This window comes from Pontibacter locisalis (assembly GCF_042684605.1).
Classification (GTDB): domain Bacteria; phylum Bacteroidota; class Bacteroidia; order Cytophagales; family Hymenobacteraceae; genus Pontibacter; species Pontibacter locisalis.
On the sequence record NZ_JBHULU010000037.1, the window covers coordinates 97,665 to 113,056 of the forward strand.

Here is a 15,392-nt window from a genome sequence, read left to right on the forward strand (position 1 = left end):
TCAGAAAACTGCGCAAAGTTCTTACTTCTTATAAATAAAAACAAGGAGTAACCTTTCACGCAGTTAATAAAAAAACTCTTGGTGCCTTGTTTACCTTCACAGGCGGGCACCAAGAGTTTGATAATTAATGCTTACTGTTGTTGAGAAGCTTCAGGCTTTGGTAATACAGCTTTACGGGAAAGTTTAAATTTACCGGTCTTTTTATCTACATCGATAAGTTTAACTTTCACTTCCTCTCCTATTTCAAGCACACCGTCCATTGTTTCAAGGCGCTCATGCTTAATTTCAGAAATATGAAGTAGGCCATCTTTACCCGCCATGAACTCAACAAAGGCACCGTATGGCTGGATAGACTTAACTTTTCCAATATACACCTCGCCAATTTCTGGCTGTGCTACAATTCCTTTGATCTTAGAGACCGCAGAATCCATTGCATCCTGATTGCTGGCGAATATATTAACGTGTCCTTTCTCGTTCTTCTCTTCAATAATTATAGTTGCGCCAGTATCCTTTTGGATCTGCTGGATAACTTTACCGCCTGGCCCGATCACCGCACCGATAAATTCCTTATCAATTATTATGTTGAACGAACGTGGAGTATGCGGCTTGTAATCAGCGTTTGGCTCAGAAAGCGTTTTGCTCATCTCGTTTAGGATGTGCAGACGACCCTCATGAGCCTGCTCAAGAGCCTGGCTCAATACCTCATAAGACAGTCCTTGTACTTTAATATCCATCTGGCAGGCAGTGATACCATTTTTAGTACCAGCTACTTTGAAGTCCATATCACCAAGGTGATCCTCATCACCAAGAATATCAGAAAGCACGGCAAATTTACCTGTCTTAAGGTCAGTGATCAGTCCCATAGCAATGCCAGAAACGGCGCCACGAACCGGAACACCAGCATCCATCAAAGCTAAGCTACCAGCACAAACGGTAGCCATAGAAGATGAACCATTTGATTCCAGAATATCTGATACAATACGGATTGTATATGGGTTCTCAGATTCTGGAGGCAACACTTTCTTCAGTGCACGTAACGCAAGGTTACCATGTCCGATCTCACGACGTCCAGGTCCTCTGTTTGGTCTAACCTCACCAGTGGAGAATGCAGGGAAGTTGTAGTGCAATAAGAATTTATTTGTTCCAGATACCATAGCGCTGTCGATCATCTGTTCGTCAAGCTTAGTACCTAAGGTAACTGTTGTTAAAGACTGTGTTTCCCCACGAGTGAATACAGCTGAACCATGGGTTGCTGGCAGGTAATTAACTTCAGACCAAATCGGGCGGATCTGATTTAAAGCCCGGCCATCCAAACGAACTCTGTCATTTAGCACCATATTTCGAACAGCATCCTTTTCTACATCATGGAAGTAAGTTTTGATCAGGTTCATGTCATACTCATGATCCTCACCCAACGAAGCTACAAACTCATCTAAAACAGAGGCAAAGCCTTCTTTGCGATCTGACTTAACGTCGCTGCCTCTTTTGGCAACCTCATAAGCCTTAGGATACGTAGCTTCATAAACCTTCTGACGAAGTGCATCATCATGCGTCTCATGTGAGTACTCTCGCTTTACTGTTTTGCCAACTAATTCAGCCAGTTCGAGCTGAGCCTGGCACTGAACTTTGATGGCTTCGTGAGCAAATTGAATGGCTTCCAGCATTTCAGCTTCAGAAACTTCATTCATTTCACCTTCCACCATAACCACACTGTCAATAGAAGCACCAACCATCATGTCGATGTCTGCACGCTGCAGATCCGTAACAGTAGGGTTAATTACTAACTTGCCATCGATACGTGCAACACGTACTTCAGAGATAGGACCATTAAAAGGAATATCAGACACAGCAAGCGCAGCTGAAGCAGCAAGAGCGGCAAGTGCATCAGGCATGATCTCCGTATCAGCAGAGATCAAATGTATTGTCATTTGTGTTTCAGAATGATAGTCATCCGGGAAAAGAGGGCGCAGAACACGGTCTACCAGGCGGGATACAAGAACTTCATAATCAGAAAGCCTTGCTTCTCTTTTCAGGAATCCTCCAGGGATTTTACCTGAAGAGGCAAATTTCTCCTGATAGTCTACAGACAAAGGAAGGAAGTCAACTCCTTCGCGTGCGTCTTTATTAGAAACTACGGCAGCAAGTAGCATGGTATTTCCCATTTTAACTACTACAGATCCGTCAGCTTGTTTAGCTAGTTTACCAGTTTCAATTGTTATCTCCCTGCCATCAGGAAGAAGAATGGTTTTGTTAATCGCGTTATAAGACATCTTCAATTATTATTTACATCTAAAACAGGGCAGCCCTTTGCGGCCACTGTCGGTACTGGCAAAAAGGAGGAAGAGGGGGTATAAAAACATTAGGGAATTCCCTTTGTGAATTCCCTAATGATAAAAGCTTTATTTTCTGATACCTAGCTCAGCAATAATAGCTCTGTATCTTTCAATGTTATTTTTCTGAAGGTAGTTAAGAAGTCTTCTTCTTTTACCTACCAGCTTTAAAAGACCTAAACGAGTTGAAAAGTCTTTTCTGTGAACCTTCAGGTGTTCTGTAAGGTCAGCAATGCGCGTAGTGAAAAGTGCAATCTGTGCTTCAGGAGAACCTGTGTCAGTCTTAGACTTAGCCAGACCATGCTTTTCAAAAATTTCTTGTTTCGCTTCAGTAGTTAATTTCATTGCGTATAATAAATATCAATCTGTGTTTTTTCGTTCGTACGATTGCTGTATAAGCCGCAAAGTTAAAGAAATAAATCCGAATAAAAAACAAATTACTCCTTCTTCTTTTAGCCGGATTACAGCTTATTGCGGCGGAGGCGGGCCATAAGCTTCCTCCAGAAGTCAACCTCCAGCAGACTGGAGTCATTGCGCGCCTGGTTCAGAAAGAAGAACCCGATAGGTAACAGGATCAGGTTAGCAGCCCACATCCCGGCTCCTACCGGAATCAAACCTTCTCGCGCCCACTTCTCTCCCAGTATTCCCATTACATACAACAGGATAAAGAAAATAATAGAAATAATCACTGGCACCCCTAAACCACCCTTTTTTATTATGGCACCCAATGGAGCGCCTATAAGAAACATAATGAGTATCGCTGTAGACTGGGTGTATTTGCGCCAAATTTCAATTTCATAGTTATTGGCATCGCGCAAAGTTGAGTTTATGCGCTCCACGTAGCTGTTTGTAAAACTCTTGATATTACGCGCTTTATTTGTCGCCAATGCAAGCACCTCTGCATCAACAGGGGGCAATTCTTGTTCAATAGATTTATCCTTAAGCCTTAACCCGTTCTTTACCTGCCCGGTATCAGCCTTAAAGTACATATAGAATGGATCCACGTTCGGAGCGTAAAGCATTTTTTCCCGCTGTCCATATCTTCTTAAGGAGTCTGTCACCACATTAAGCTGCGATATGTTCTTCATCATCTTATTGTCTGAGAACAACTCCTCCCGGGTACGGTCAAGATTAAAAGACGCAAGACTGAGAATAATTTTACTTTCGTCAAAAGCTTGTCTGACAAATTGCTCATTAGAGTAACTTATTCCCCCTCCGCTTCCTCTTTCATCTACATACGTATTGCCATCATACAGCTCCATCACAAGGTAAGCATCATTAAAATCAGTGTACATCCTACCTGAATCGGCCAGGATAACTCTTGTGTTAGACCCACCTTTAGAATGGTCATAAATCATAATGTCCTTCATGGCACCATCATCATTCACCTTTTCATTGATCTTGATGCTTAGGCCCGGAAGTCCATTGTAAAATGCTCCTTCCTTAAAGTTCATAGCAGGCTTCTTTTGCCTTATATCCCATAGCAGGCTATAAGCTTTTAAATTGGCCTTAGGGACCACATTATTATTGAAAAAGAAAGCTCCGATGGTCAGAACAACAACGAAGAGAAACACTGGTCTTAAAACCCTTGTCAGGTTAATGCCAGATGTTTTAATAGCGGTTAACTCGTGATGCTCTCCCATTGTTCCGAAAGTCATCAGGGAAGAAAGTAGAACAGCCAGTGGCAAAGCGACAGGAGCCATGTTCAGGCTGAAGTAAAAAAGCAACTCGCTAAACACATTAAAGCCTAAGTCTTTCCCAACCAGTTCGTCGAGATACTTAAGCATATACTGCGTCAGGAGAATAAATTCTACAACCGCAAATGTAAGTACGAAAGGACCAATGAAGGCCTTTAAAATCAGCTTATCTAGTTTCTTCATGAGCCAGTAAAGGCAAATAAGGGCAATGGGTGCCGGTTTACTTAAACGTTAACACCTGGCACCCAAAAATCGTGCAAAGATAAGCAGTTGCTACCGGAATGAAACTATCCACCCACTATTTCCTTCAGATTATGAAACAGGTTGTCCCATAACTCTTCTAACTCCTCCACATCATCCTCGTCTGTATAGTCTACAACTTTAAGAAATTGCTCCTGCGTCAGTTCACTGGATTCTATAGAGAAATCAATATGAGATGCATCAGGTGTGTGTTGTTTCTGGTCGTTCAGAAAAAGGAACCGGACAGATCTGTTTACGCGGTGACTTGTCATCTCGGCAAAATGGCTTTTGCCATCCCAAATGAAGTTAAAAACTTTATCTTCATCTATGATTACGTCATCGCAAAACCACTGTGATAGTCCGCTTGCAGTACTAAGGTAAGGGTAAAGCAGTTTGGCTGAGGCATTGATCGGATATTCCCGAACAAATTTAGTCTTCGTAGCTCTCGTCATAACTCGAATGTGTAAGTGTCTTAGTAATGATAGTACTTATTTTTGATTCTTTATATATCTCAAAAATAAAATATTTTTTTTGAGCAAGACACTTGCAAAAGTGGGAAACAAACATCTATATTTGCACCACAATTCGGCGGGGTAGCTCAGATGGTTAGAGCGCAGGATTCATAACCCTGAGGTCGGCAGTTCGATTCTGCTCCCCGCTACGAAGCCCCGGAACCACTCCGGGGCTTTTTTGTTTTAGCAGCTGGGTCCTCTTTCCCTCTGCACAGTCAGGTTGTGTATCAGCAACACAAGAGTATCTTCCTTAGTGCCTGTTAATAATTAACCTCCAGCGCCGGAACATCAATCAGAATAAACGACGCCTCCGAAGTGCCATGAACAGCAACAGCCTCCAGCTCCTCTAAACGGATCTGGTCATGCCTGTCGAGCTCTACATTGTTTACAAGAATGCTTCCTTCTGTTACGTATATCAGTGTCTTTCTTATTTTATAAGTTTTAAATTCTATGTCGTTTCCCTGCCCAACGTGCCCGTAATAAACAGTTGAGTTAGAATTCATAAAAACCACATCCTCCAGCACCTTCTGACCTGTAGCCAATGGTATCAGCTGATCCTTCTTATCCTGAAAATCAACTTTTAGCTGCTCATAAGATGGAGCGATACCCTTTTTATTAGGCAAAAACCAAAGCTGATAAAAATGAGCTGGCTGATCTCCCTCGTTAGCCTCAGAGTGTGTAAGACCTGTTCCGGATGACATACGTTGAACATGTCCGGCACCAAGCTTCTTCTCGTTACCCAAGCTATCCTTGTGCGTTAGTTCACCCTCCAGCATTACTGTCAGCACTTCCATTTCAGCATGAGGATGCGAAGGCAGTTCAGATTTACCCTGCATGCGATCATCATTAAAAACCCTTAAAGGACCAAACTGAATGTTGGACGGATCATAATAATCAGCAAAAGAAAAAAGGTAGTAAGAAGACAGCCAATCTCCTACATTGGCCTCATGACGTTCTGAAGCAGTTATAAGTTTTATCATTTTTGCAGTGATGTGATTACTCCTATTTTAGTAAATATGCTTATCGCTATGCTTTACGAAGAAACACACTTCTAGTTAGGTAATGCCACTGTACAGCAAACAATAAAGCCTATAAGCAAAGAAATCCTGCTTAATAGAGCAGGATTTCTTTGCTTAAAGTAACCATTGAAGTTAATCAACTTTCTTAAGCTTCTGCACTTCCTTCTGCAGATCAAGTACAATAGAAGATAACTTATCTAAAGATAAATCAGCGATAGGAAACGAATTACTTATGTATGACTTTGCCTCCCATATCTCTAGCACGTCTTCTACACCTATTTCATAGGGAGAGTAAACAGGGTTGTCAGAATGCAGGCGCAATACAGAGCTGTCTTTTAATTTATTGTATACACGTTTGAAAACGACTCCTTCTTTCTCACTGACAATTATACAGGGGGTGCCGTCTTTAAGGGTTGCCCAGTCCTCTATAAACTGACCGACAATGACAGTACCTGATGTTATAGGTAACATGGAGTCCCCGCTGATTTCAAATGCACGGAAAGTACCGGTGTTGCCCAGCATAGGAAGCCGGAAGCGAGGCAACTCTTCTATAAACTCCGGATCGGCGTAGCCATTCAAATACCCTGCACTAGCTTTCTGAGGTACAAGTTCAATATTCTCACGCTGCTCTTCATCTACAGTTATAGCAAGCACACGCAATTTTCCTCCGGTATGACCTCTATCAGCCTTCGTCTGTATCCCGGAAACAGAGATATCTGCAGTGATCAACATATCAAGTGTGATATCGAAGAGCTTTGCAATATTTACCAAAGTAGACAGTTTCGGTTCAGCTCTGCCCTCTTCATAAGCGCCAACCAGGGATCTTTTAATATCTAGTTTCTCTGCAAGTTGGGCTTGGGTATACCCTGCCTGCTTGCGCAGATATCTAATATTTGATGTTACCATATAACTATTATGCCAACTTTTTTAGCGAATAATTTTACCTGTTGATTGAGTTTACCTCAATATTTGTAAATGTACTAATTTTTTTATATAAAACTAATTTAATTAGCAAAAAATATTAAACCAGACATAAATTGTACTTTTATAACATAAAATAAAATGGTTTTACGACTGGTTTAGATAAGTGGAAACTTGTTGATTTAGTGCAAAAAATACCTCATGCTATCCAATTAAGACTATTGTAACATCCCTCCTTTTAAACCTACCTTTACCACAAGTTCTTGCTAATAAACCATATAATGAACCAGAAACACTAAGAAAAAAAACAGTGCATTTTTTTCCATTTAATCTGCTTCCAGATTTAGGTCCCCTTCATAAAACTTCATTTAGCGAAGAGCAAATTCTATAGTTTTAGAAATTGTAAAATTTGTAGTTAATTAATTTAGCAGGGGGTGAACTTTTTAAAAAAATGACCAGTTACGAGAAATCAGCAAAATAGTTACATAAATATTTATTGATTTACACCCTTACCCTAATCTATGTTTATTTCTACTCATTTGCGCAAAGTAATTAAATGCTTTGTTGTTGCCTCTGTTATCATCCTGAGCAGCTGTCAACAGGAGGAGTTATTTGAAAAGGAGCCATCTGATCTATTTTCTTCCACCATGTTTGAAAATGGCCAAGCTATAGAAGGGCAATATATAGTAGTTTTAAGAGGAAACTTGCAAGAATTTTCTAATCAGGAGGCAACACAATCATCCGGGTCGACTTTTTCTGGTTTAAGGTCTCAAACGATGCAAGCTGCGCAGATTAATGAAAAAGAAGTACTACATCGTTTTGATGGAATAGTTAATGGTTTTGCCGCTCGTTTAACTGCTGTACAGGTGGAACAACTAATACGCAACCCTAATGTTGCCTATATTGAGCAGGATAGATACATCATGCTGAGAAGCGGCAAACTCAGGGAGTTTTTAAACGGACTTAAATCCGGGAAGGGTAAAGGAGGAGCAGCAACACCAAGTCCCGAACCTATTCCTACTCCTACTCCTACTCCTACTGAACCTATAACGGAACCGACACCTCCTGCAACTATCCCAGCAGAACCAGTTGTTACCCCTCCTGGTGTTTATACTACCATTACTCCGATGGCAGGTGAACAGATACCCTGGAATATTGACCGTGTCGGCTATGGGGATGGTACTGGTAAAACAGTGTGGATTATAGATTCTGGTATCGATACAAATCACCCTGACTTAAATGTTGATTTAAACCGAAGTGTTTCCTTCATCCATGGTAATTCATCTGTAGAAGACGGATTTGGCCATGGTACTTCCGTTGCCGGAATAATAGGGGCTAAAAATAATGGTTCTGGTATGATAGGAGTTGCTTCAAATGCATCAATAGTGGCTTTACGTGTATTTGATGATGTTGGGCAGGGATCCATTTCCCGGGTAATATCAGCTGTGAATCATGCCAGTATTCATGCAAAACCCGGCGATGTGATAAACATGAGTTTAGGTAGTGGCATTTCTACTACTTTAGACAATGCTGTAAAAGCAGCCGCCGGGAAAGGGATTTTGTTTGCCGTTGCAGCCGGTAACACAGGTATAGATTGTGCGGGCACCTCACCTGCACGTATAGAAGCAGGGGGAGTTTATACCGTCTCCGCTATGGATTCTTTCAACCGTTTATGGATATCCTCTAATTATGGGGCTGCTGTAGATTTTGCGGCCCCCGGCGTAAATGTTACTGTAACAACAAAAGGTGGAGGCATTGGGGGAGGAGGAAATGGCACTTCCTTCGCGGCTCCTCATGTTGCGGGAATCCTTCTGCTCCGGGGTTCAGTTAACTCACAAGGTACAATAACCGGGGACAAAGATGACAAACCAGATCCTATTGCATCCTTAAGGTAGAAGAGTATGTCCAAAATAACCGGGGCTATCATAAGTTGACATCCCCGGTTGTTTTAAACATACTCCCTTTACTGATTATTCTCTTTCTTGAAGATAGAGACAGAAAGCCTGATTTTGTAGTATTCAAACTTCTCATCTAAATATTCAAAAAGCTCTTTCAACTTAGCGTCAGAACCTAACTTTATTATTGCTTTAGAAATGGCAGCATACTCTTGTTTTGTAATATAGGGAGAGAGATTCACCTTGTACCCCTGTTCATACAAAATAGCCAGGTGTGAGAAAATAGTAACAGGATTAAGGCTGCGCACTTTAGCAATTTCTTCTATACTCATCCCACTCTGAAGCAATTCAAGGGTTGCCAGGTGAGTAGCTCCTTTCATTTTGTTACCTTTTGCCTGTTCTTCATTTATAAAGTCGATGATTTTACTAATGAAGATGTCGCCATACCGGTCATACTTTTGTGATCCTACGCCTGAAATAGCAAGCATGGATATTTTATTCGTAGGGCGTTCAGCAGCCATTTCCTGCAATGTTGTATCCGTGAAGATCACGTAAGGAGGTACACCATTTTCATCTGCCAAGCTTTTACGAAGCGTGCGGAGGGTCTCAAATAATGCATCTTTTATTAATTCTTTCTTAGGACGGGCTTTAACAGTAGGTTCTTCCTGCTTTGTTTCTTCAAATTTAACTAACTGCACCTTTCGCCCTTCAAACAATACCTGCCTGCTATGCTCCGTAAGCTTTAGTGTATAGCCCTGGTCATAGGCCATTTCTACAAAACCTTCATTCAGCAGCTGATGGAGGTACCGGTTCCAGTCCAAAGTGCTTACGTCACGACCTGCCCCGTATGTTTTCACTCTGTCATATCCTGCCTGCATTACCTGACTTGTGCGCGCTCCACGTAGCACATCCACAAGTAAACTAAGGTTTACTCTCTCATTTGTACGGGCAATGGCAGACAAGGCTTTTTGTGCTAGTAATGTTCCATCGAACCTGGTGGGAGGATTGCGGCAAATATCACAGTTGCCACAGTCTTTCCTCATGGTTTCACCAAAATACTGTAGCAGAATCCGGCGGCGGCAAGCTGCTGCCTCCGCGAACTGTTGCATTCGCTCAAGCTTCACGAGCTGCAGTTCCGTCTGCTCTTCCCTACTCTGATTTTCCTGAAGCATGTTTCGCATGTTCATTACATCAGCAAAGCTATAAAAAAGCAGTGCATCAGATTTAGCTCCATCCCGGCCAGCACGACCAATTTCCTGGTAATATCCTTCGATGTTTTTAGGTAGGTTGTAATGGATCACCCAACGCACATTCGACTTATCAATACCCATCCCGAAGGCAATGGTAGCGCATACTATCTGCACGTTGTCTTTCAGGAAATCATCCTGCGACTTTGCCCGTTGGTTCGCTGACATTCCCGCATGATAGTAGGTGGCGCTATATCCGCTTGATTTTAACTTATTAGCCAGTGATTCTGTTGCTTTGCGGCTAAGGCAGTAAATGATGCCGGGTTGTTTATGCCTTCGCTCAAGGAATTCTGTTATCTTATTAAACCTGTCCTTCCCTGGCTTTACCATCAGGTTGATGTTTGGCCTGTCGAAGGAAGCAGTAAAAACAGACGGATTCTTCAGGTATAACTGCTCCTGAATATCTTTCTGAGTTAATTTATCGGCAGTTGCTGTTAGTGCTATTACCGGTACAGAAGGGAACTGCTGCTTTAGGGCTTTTAGCTGGGTGTATTCAGGGCGGAAGTCATGCCCCCAGGCAGATATACAATGTGCCTCATCAATTGCAAAAAGGGAAACATTTAATCGCTTCAGAAAGGATATAAATCCTGATGAAAGCAGTTTTTCCGGAGATACATATAATAACTTTAGCCTCCCTGCTAAACATTCATTCTCTATTTCATACTGCTGTTCAGCGTTCTGTGAGCTGTTAATATATGCTGCTGGAATACCATTAACAATTAAAGCTTCCACCTGGTCTTTCATCAGGGCAATGAGCGGAGAAACAACAATGCTAATGCCGGGCATCACTACAGCTGGCACCTGGAAGCAAACTGACTTACCACCACCAGTAGGCATCAAGACTACTACATCTTTCCGCTGCAGTACATCTGAAATGATTTGCTCCTGCATTGGCCGGAACTGTTCATAACCGAAATATAATTTAAGAGCCTCCCTGGCCTCACGTATCGTTACCATTCTTTAATCTTCATTTCATAAGCATTATTTGCCTATGCAGCATCAACCTGTCTTTCAAAGTTAACCATTAGTCAACTTAAAAACGAACTGCCGTCTTAATATGCCTACAAAAGTTAACGACATTGAAAGTGCCTTAAAAATTCATGAAGCAGCAGATTCAGGTGATAAAAAATAACAATGGCAATAGGTGACCGTATCTAAGTGGATTAGTAAAATTTAATTTAAAGCTATGAAATCCGAAATAACAAACAACCTGGAACACGTTCTGGTAAAATGTATGACTGCCTGCGAAACCTGTGCAACACTGTGCCTGCAGGAAGATGATGTAAAAATGATGGCCCGTTGTATCATGTTAGACCGTGACTGTGCTGACATTTGTATAACCACCGCTCGCTTTGTTGCGCGTAATTCTGAGCATGCCAAGCATGTGATGAAGGAATGTATTGAGATTTGCAGATTATGTGAAGAAGAGTGCCGAAAGCATGAGGCAGATCACTGCCAGCACTGTGCAGATATTTGTAAAGAGTGTGCTGATGCCTGCGAAAACTGGATGAGCAAAAAATAAGGCAAAAAGTTATAATAATTAAACGGGGACAGCTAAGATTAGCTGTCCCCGTTTAATTTCTTAATCTACTACTGCGTCTATGATAGCAGTAATGATAGAAAGAACTAAGCTGAAGAGAAGAGCCCACCAAAAACCATCGACAGTAAACCCCGGTACTATGGCACTAGCCAACAAAATAATCAAGGCATTGATTACTAGCAAAAAGAGGCCTAGTGTTAAGATTGTAACCGGTATAGTCAGAAAAACCAGTACAGGTTTTACGATTGCATTCAAAATAGCCAGAACCAATGCTAGAATAATGGCGGCAAGAAAGCCTGCTATATGCACTCCAGGCAAAATGTAAGATGATAATAATGCTGCAGCTCCAACTATTAGTAGTCGTATAACAAATCCCATAAGTTTTCTTTTATCAGATATTATGAATAAAGTATTTATCAAATGTAAACTTACGGTATAAGAGGTTTAAAGATAAAATCTTTTTTCTGCTTTTTGAACGGCACTACATTTAAACAGTAAAGCCTCTCCGGATGCTATCCGAAGAGGCTTTACTTTGACTTATTAATCATGCAAAGAATTAGAGCAACCTGTAATAAAAGAGACTAGGTTTCTATTGGTCTACAACTGTGCTTCCAGGCGCTTCTGTGAAACGGCCATCCAGTTACAAAGCTTTTGCAAAACCCGGGCACCAACATTACCATTCCACTCACTTTCACCTGGGGCCACTTCACAAAGATCGAAACCAATTATTTCTCTCCCTGACTTTACTAACTGCTTTACAAGGTATACTGCCTGCTCAAACTCCAAACCACCAGGTACCGGAGTACCAGTTGCAGGGCAAAGCTTAGGATCTAGTCCATCAATGTCAAAACTGATATAAACCTTCTGGGGTAGCTGCGCAATAATTTTTTTGCACTCTTTCTTCCAGCTGTCGCCAGCATACATGTTTTCTTTAAGAGTAGCATCATAAAAAATAGTTACTCTGCCATTAGACTGGTCCGCAAGCTCTGCCTCCGCCTGGCACAAGTCACGGATGCCTACCTGCACCAGCTTCTTAACCTGCTGTAACTTTAAGGCATTGTACATGATGGACGCATGAGAATACTTAAAGCCCTCATAAGCCTCGCGTAAGTCTGCATGTGCATCAATCTGCAGAATCCCATACTCATCATGTACCTCAGCTAAAGCATGCATTAAACCTAGTGGCGTACTGTGATCACCACCTAACACCCCCACTAATTTTCCCTCCTTCAGGTAAGCCAGAGATTTACTCTTAAGCCACTGCAGGAACTCTTCTCCTTTTGCAGTAACTTCAGCAGGTAGGTTTTCATATTCGGCCTTTCCGACTTCCGGGCTTCCTGCTTCCAGCCAATTTATATAGGCTTCTGCTTTTTGGCGGAGAGTGTCACTAGTTGCTAACCACTCATCTGAAATCTCTTCCATGGCAATACCTAGCTTCCACGCATCCTTTATGTTTGGTTCAAAAAGGTCAAGTTGAGGAGAGGCATCTTTTACGGCCAGAGGACCTTGTGCCGTACCTGCACTGTACGATACCGTGACTTCCCAGGGAGTTGGAATTATAACTACCTCAGATTCCTCTATTGTGAACGGCAGACCAAAGAGGCCACCACTTATATCGCCAACACCATTTGGGTCGAAGTTGGCTATTTTTTGTTCTTTGCTATCCATGGTTGGTTCAGCTGAATATGCCTAAATATCTTTCTTTGATCCGTTAGCCAAAAGCTCCTTTACAAAATTAGGAAGGGCAAAGGCTGCAGTATGAATTTCTTCATTGTAATACTTCAGGCCCTGCTCCTGTGAAAACTTCGCTGCAGCGTCTTTATCAAACTGTAGCGGATGAGCATCACCTTTAGAAGAGTAAGAGAAACTCCAGGTACCGGTTGGATAAGTCGGGATACCAGCTAAATAGCAATGAACTTTATTTTCACCAAAAATTTGCTTGTATGTTTCATATATCTCGACAAAAACACCAGTGTTGAAACGAGGTGATTCAGATTGTGTGATCATCAGACCGTCAGGTGTCAGGCAACGATAAACTTCTTTATAGAACTCTGCAGTAAAGAGTCCCTCACCTGGACCAACAGGATCTGCTGAATCAATAATAATTAAGTCATACCTTCCGTCTTCGCAGTCATTGATGTACTTGATACCATCTTCCACGAGCAGGTTAAGACGCGGATTACCGAAGGCAACAGCTGTCTCAGGAAGGTGGAGTTTACAGGCTTCTATTACCAGTTCGTCAATTTCTACCAGAGTTACTTCTTCTAATTGTTCATGGCGCAGCAGTTCTCTAACAGTACCACCATCACCACCTCCAATCACAAGAGCACGCTTTGCCTTGGTATGGCTGAACATTGGCACATGTGTAATCATTTCGTGGTAAACGTACTCATCTTTTTGGGTACACATTACCATACCATCCAGCGTAAGCATATTGCCATAAGCCAGGGTTTCAAAAATCTCTACACGCTGGTACGGGGAATCCTTTTTATACAACTGGTTACCCGAGTGCTTTAGGGAAAGGGCAATGTTCTCATCTCTTTCGGTAAACCAAACGTCACGGGTAATGGTACCATCCGCCTCTATTGATTTGGGTGCTACATCGCGAAGAGCGTCAAGATTAAAGTCATTGCGCTTTAAAAGGCTTAATTGCCCCCGGCGTAATTCCATTGAGGAACCATGGCCAGACTCAAATGCTTCTTTCAGGTAACTGTAAGATACCCAAGGGTCAACAGAATCTCCACACGTAAAAAGATCTACTGCAGCATACCCGTATTCAGGCCAGGTATGAATAGCCAGGTGGCTTTCCTGAATCACAACCACACCAGACACTCCGTATGGAGAGAAGTGGTGAAACGTGCTATTAATTACAGTGGCACCGGCTGTTTCGGCTGCTGCAACCATGCTGTTCTCAATATGAACAACATCGTTCATCAACTCTGGTGAGCAATCGTAAAATTCAACTAAAATGTGTCTGCCTAAAGCGTTCATCAATGGGTATGAAAAGTTAAAAATCTATAACAAGGCAAAAAAACAAAATATGAAGCTATAATCAAAAGTTTAGCTACCTCATAGAAGTATACTAGGTTCGCCTCCAATGAGTTAAAATTCAGGAATTTTGCCAGACAGGATAAAGCAGCACCTAAAGCATCTCAGCTTCCTGCTGCACTATAAAATCCACCTTATACTCATCCACCAGGTCCTCAAAAACATCAAAGGCATCATCAAATGCACTAAATTCCTTTAATAGATTAAACCGGGCTACATGATAGATCAGAAAAAGCTCTGATTGGGTAAAACTTGCCTTCGTTATAAAGCTGTAATACTCTCCCTGATCCTGCGTGTCAGCCCGGTAGCGTTGAATTAGCCGGAACAAAACACTTAGGTTCTTCAGGTACGGGTCTAAGCTATTCTGATAGAAGCTGAAGTGATAAGTAAAGTAGTCCTGGAAGATGTTGAGTAGATTTTCTTTTGTTTTTTCTCCTGTCCCTAGGTTTCGGGACTTTTGAACGAAGGAAGTAAGCACTTTTTCCTGAAAGAAAACAAAAAAGTTGCTGCCCGTCCAGGTGCTTTGATTTATATCGTAAGCTGTCAGGGAATCAATTATGTCGTTGTGCTTATTTACAAAGCTGATGTAGAGGGTAGAGAAATTCTGCTGCTGAAATATCTTTTGTGTTTTGTGTAGCTCAAAACGCTGCAGCTCGAATTCCCTTTTTTGATAGGTAAGGGTTGCAAAGAAGAGAAAAACACCAGCCAATGCCCATAAAGAACCGACTATACCGCCTATGAACTCGCCGTATTCTCCAAAAACGCCTCCGCGGCGTGCTTCCGGGTCAAGGTAAAGTTCGTGTAGCAGGTCAAACTTTACGGTACCCCAAACAAGCACTACTATACCACTAACTATAAGTGCATAGCCAGTGATCTCGTAGAAGCTGAGCTTATTTCCGGGTCTCGACATTTAAATAGTAAGATCTTGCACCATTGAGCTTCT

Annotated in this window: 13 protein-coding genes and 1 tRNA gene; 3 read left to right on the top strand and 11 right to left on the bottom strand. The window is 42.0% G+C overall.

Features of this window, described 5'->3' with window-relative positions:
- Positions 1 to 131 precede the first annotated feature (131 nt).
- From pnp to ACFSRY_RS19630, 4 genes are all read right to left on the bottom strand, one after another.
- Positions 132 to 2,270, bottom strand: coding sequence for a polyribonucleotide nucleotidyltransferase (gene pnp, locus ACFSRY_RS19615; protein WP_377512219.1), 2,139 nt, complete (start codon positions 2,268 to 2,270; stop codon positions 132 to 134).
- Positions 2,271 to 2,399: 129 nt separating this feature from the next.
- Positions 2,400 to 2,675 carry a 30S ribosomal protein S15 gene (rpsO, locus tag ACFSRY_RS19620; RefSeq protein ID WP_377512222.1) on the bottom strand — a complete coding sequence of 92 codons (276 nt, stop codon included), beginning with the start codon at positions 2,673 to 2,675 and terminating at the stop codon, positions 2,400 to 2,402.
- 116 nt (positions 2,676 to 2,791) lie between these two features.
- Entirely contained in the window at positions 2,792 to 4,210 is a 1,419-nt protein-coding gene (locus ACFSRY_RS19625) for an LptF/LptG family permease (protein WP_377512225.1), read from the bottom strand.
- 104 nt (positions 4,211 to 4,314) lie between these two features.
- Complete coding sequence (locus tag ACFSRY_RS19630; protein ID WP_377512229.1) at positions 4,315 to 4,719, bottom strand: START-like domain-containing protein; 405 nt, start codon at positions 4,717 to 4,719, stop codon at positions 4,315 to 4,317.
- 135 nt (positions 4,720 to 4,854) lie between these two features.
- On the opposite strand from ACFSRY_RS19630, the gene ACFSRY_RS19635 reads away from it, so the two are divergent.
- Positions 4,855 to 4,928: transfer RNA gene (locus ACFSRY_RS19635), tRNA-Met, on the top strand.
- Between the two features lie 111 nt (positions 4,929 to 5,039).
- Here ACFSRY_RS19635 and ACFSRY_RS19640 read toward each other — a convergent pair.
- Together ACFSRY_RS19640 and ACFSRY_RS19645 are read right to left on the bottom strand one after the other, a co-directional pair.
- Positions 5,040 to 5,759 (bottom strand): pirin family protein, encoded by a 720-nt coding sequence (locus ACFSRY_RS19640; RefSeq protein ID WP_377512232.1) that lies wholly within the window; start codon positions 5,757 to 5,759, stop codon positions 5,040 to 5,042.
- A gap of 171 nt (positions 5,760 to 5,930) precedes the next feature.
- Positions 5,931 to 6,704, bottom strand: coding sequence for a helix-turn-helix domain-containing protein (locus tag ACFSRY_RS19645; RefSeq protein WP_377512235.1), 774 nt, complete (start codon positions 6,702 to 6,704; stop codon positions 5,931 to 5,933).
- A 536-nt stretch (positions 6,705 to 7,240) separates the two neighbouring features.
- Between ACFSRY_RS19645 and ACFSRY_RS19650 the strand changes: the two genes are divergently transcribed.
- On the top strand, positions 7,241 to 8,614 hold the full coding sequence (locus ACFSRY_RS19650) for a S8 family serine peptidase (RefSeq protein WP_377512238.1): 1,374 nt from the start codon (positions 7,241 to 7,243) through the stop codon (positions 8,612 to 8,614).
- Between the two features lie 68 nt (positions 8,615 to 8,682).
- Here the strand turns inward: ACFSRY_RS19650 and recQ are convergent, their stop codons facing one another.
- Positions 8,683 to 10,818: a DNA helicase RecQ gene (recQ, locus tag ACFSRY_RS19655; protein WP_377512241.1), complete on the bottom strand. Its 2,136-nt coding sequence runs from the start codon at positions 10,816 to 10,818 to the stop codon at positions 8,683 to 8,685.
- Positions 10,819 to 11,047: 229 nt separating this feature from the next.
- Between recQ and ACFSRY_RS19660 the strand changes: the two genes are divergently transcribed.
- Positions 11,048 to 11,383 carry a four-helix bundle copper-binding protein gene (locus ACFSRY_RS19660; protein ID WP_377512244.1) on the top strand — a complete coding sequence of 112 codons (336 nt, stop codon included), beginning with the start codon at positions 11,048 to 11,050 and terminating at the stop codon, positions 11,381 to 11,383.
- A gap of 60 nt (positions 11,384 to 11,443) precedes the next feature.
- On the opposite strand, the gene ACFSRY_RS19665 is transcribed toward ACFSRY_RS19660, so the two are convergent.
- From ACFSRY_RS19665 to ACFSRY_RS19680, 4 genes are all read right to left on the bottom strand, one after another.
- Positions 11,444 to 11,779 (bottom strand): phage holin family protein, encoded by a 336-nt coding sequence (locus ACFSRY_RS19665; RefSeq protein ID WP_377512248.1) that lies wholly within the window; start codon positions 11,777 to 11,779, stop codon positions 11,444 to 11,446.
- Between the two features lie 219 nt (positions 11,780 to 11,998).
- Positions 11,999 to 13,069, bottom strand: a complete 1,071-nt coding sequence (locus tag ACFSRY_RS19670; RefSeq protein WP_377512251.1) for an agmatinase family protein — start codon at positions 13,067 to 13,069, stop codon at positions 11,999 to 12,001.
- 21 nt (positions 13,070 to 13,090) lie between these two features.
- Positions 13,091 to 14,392 carry a polyamine aminopropyltransferase gene (gene speE, locus ACFSRY_RS19675; RefSeq protein WP_377512254.1) on the bottom strand — a complete coding sequence of 434 codons (1,302 nt, stop codon included), beginning with the start codon at positions 14,390 to 14,392 and terminating at the stop codon, positions 13,091 to 13,093.
- 151 nt (positions 14,393 to 14,543) lie between these two features.
- Positions 14,544 to 15,359, bottom strand: coding sequence for a hypothetical protein (locus tag ACFSRY_RS19680; RefSeq protein WP_377512257.1), 816 nt, complete (start codon positions 15,357 to 15,359; stop codon positions 14,544 to 14,546).
- Between the last annotated feature and the right edge of the window lie 33 nt (positions 15,360 to 15,392).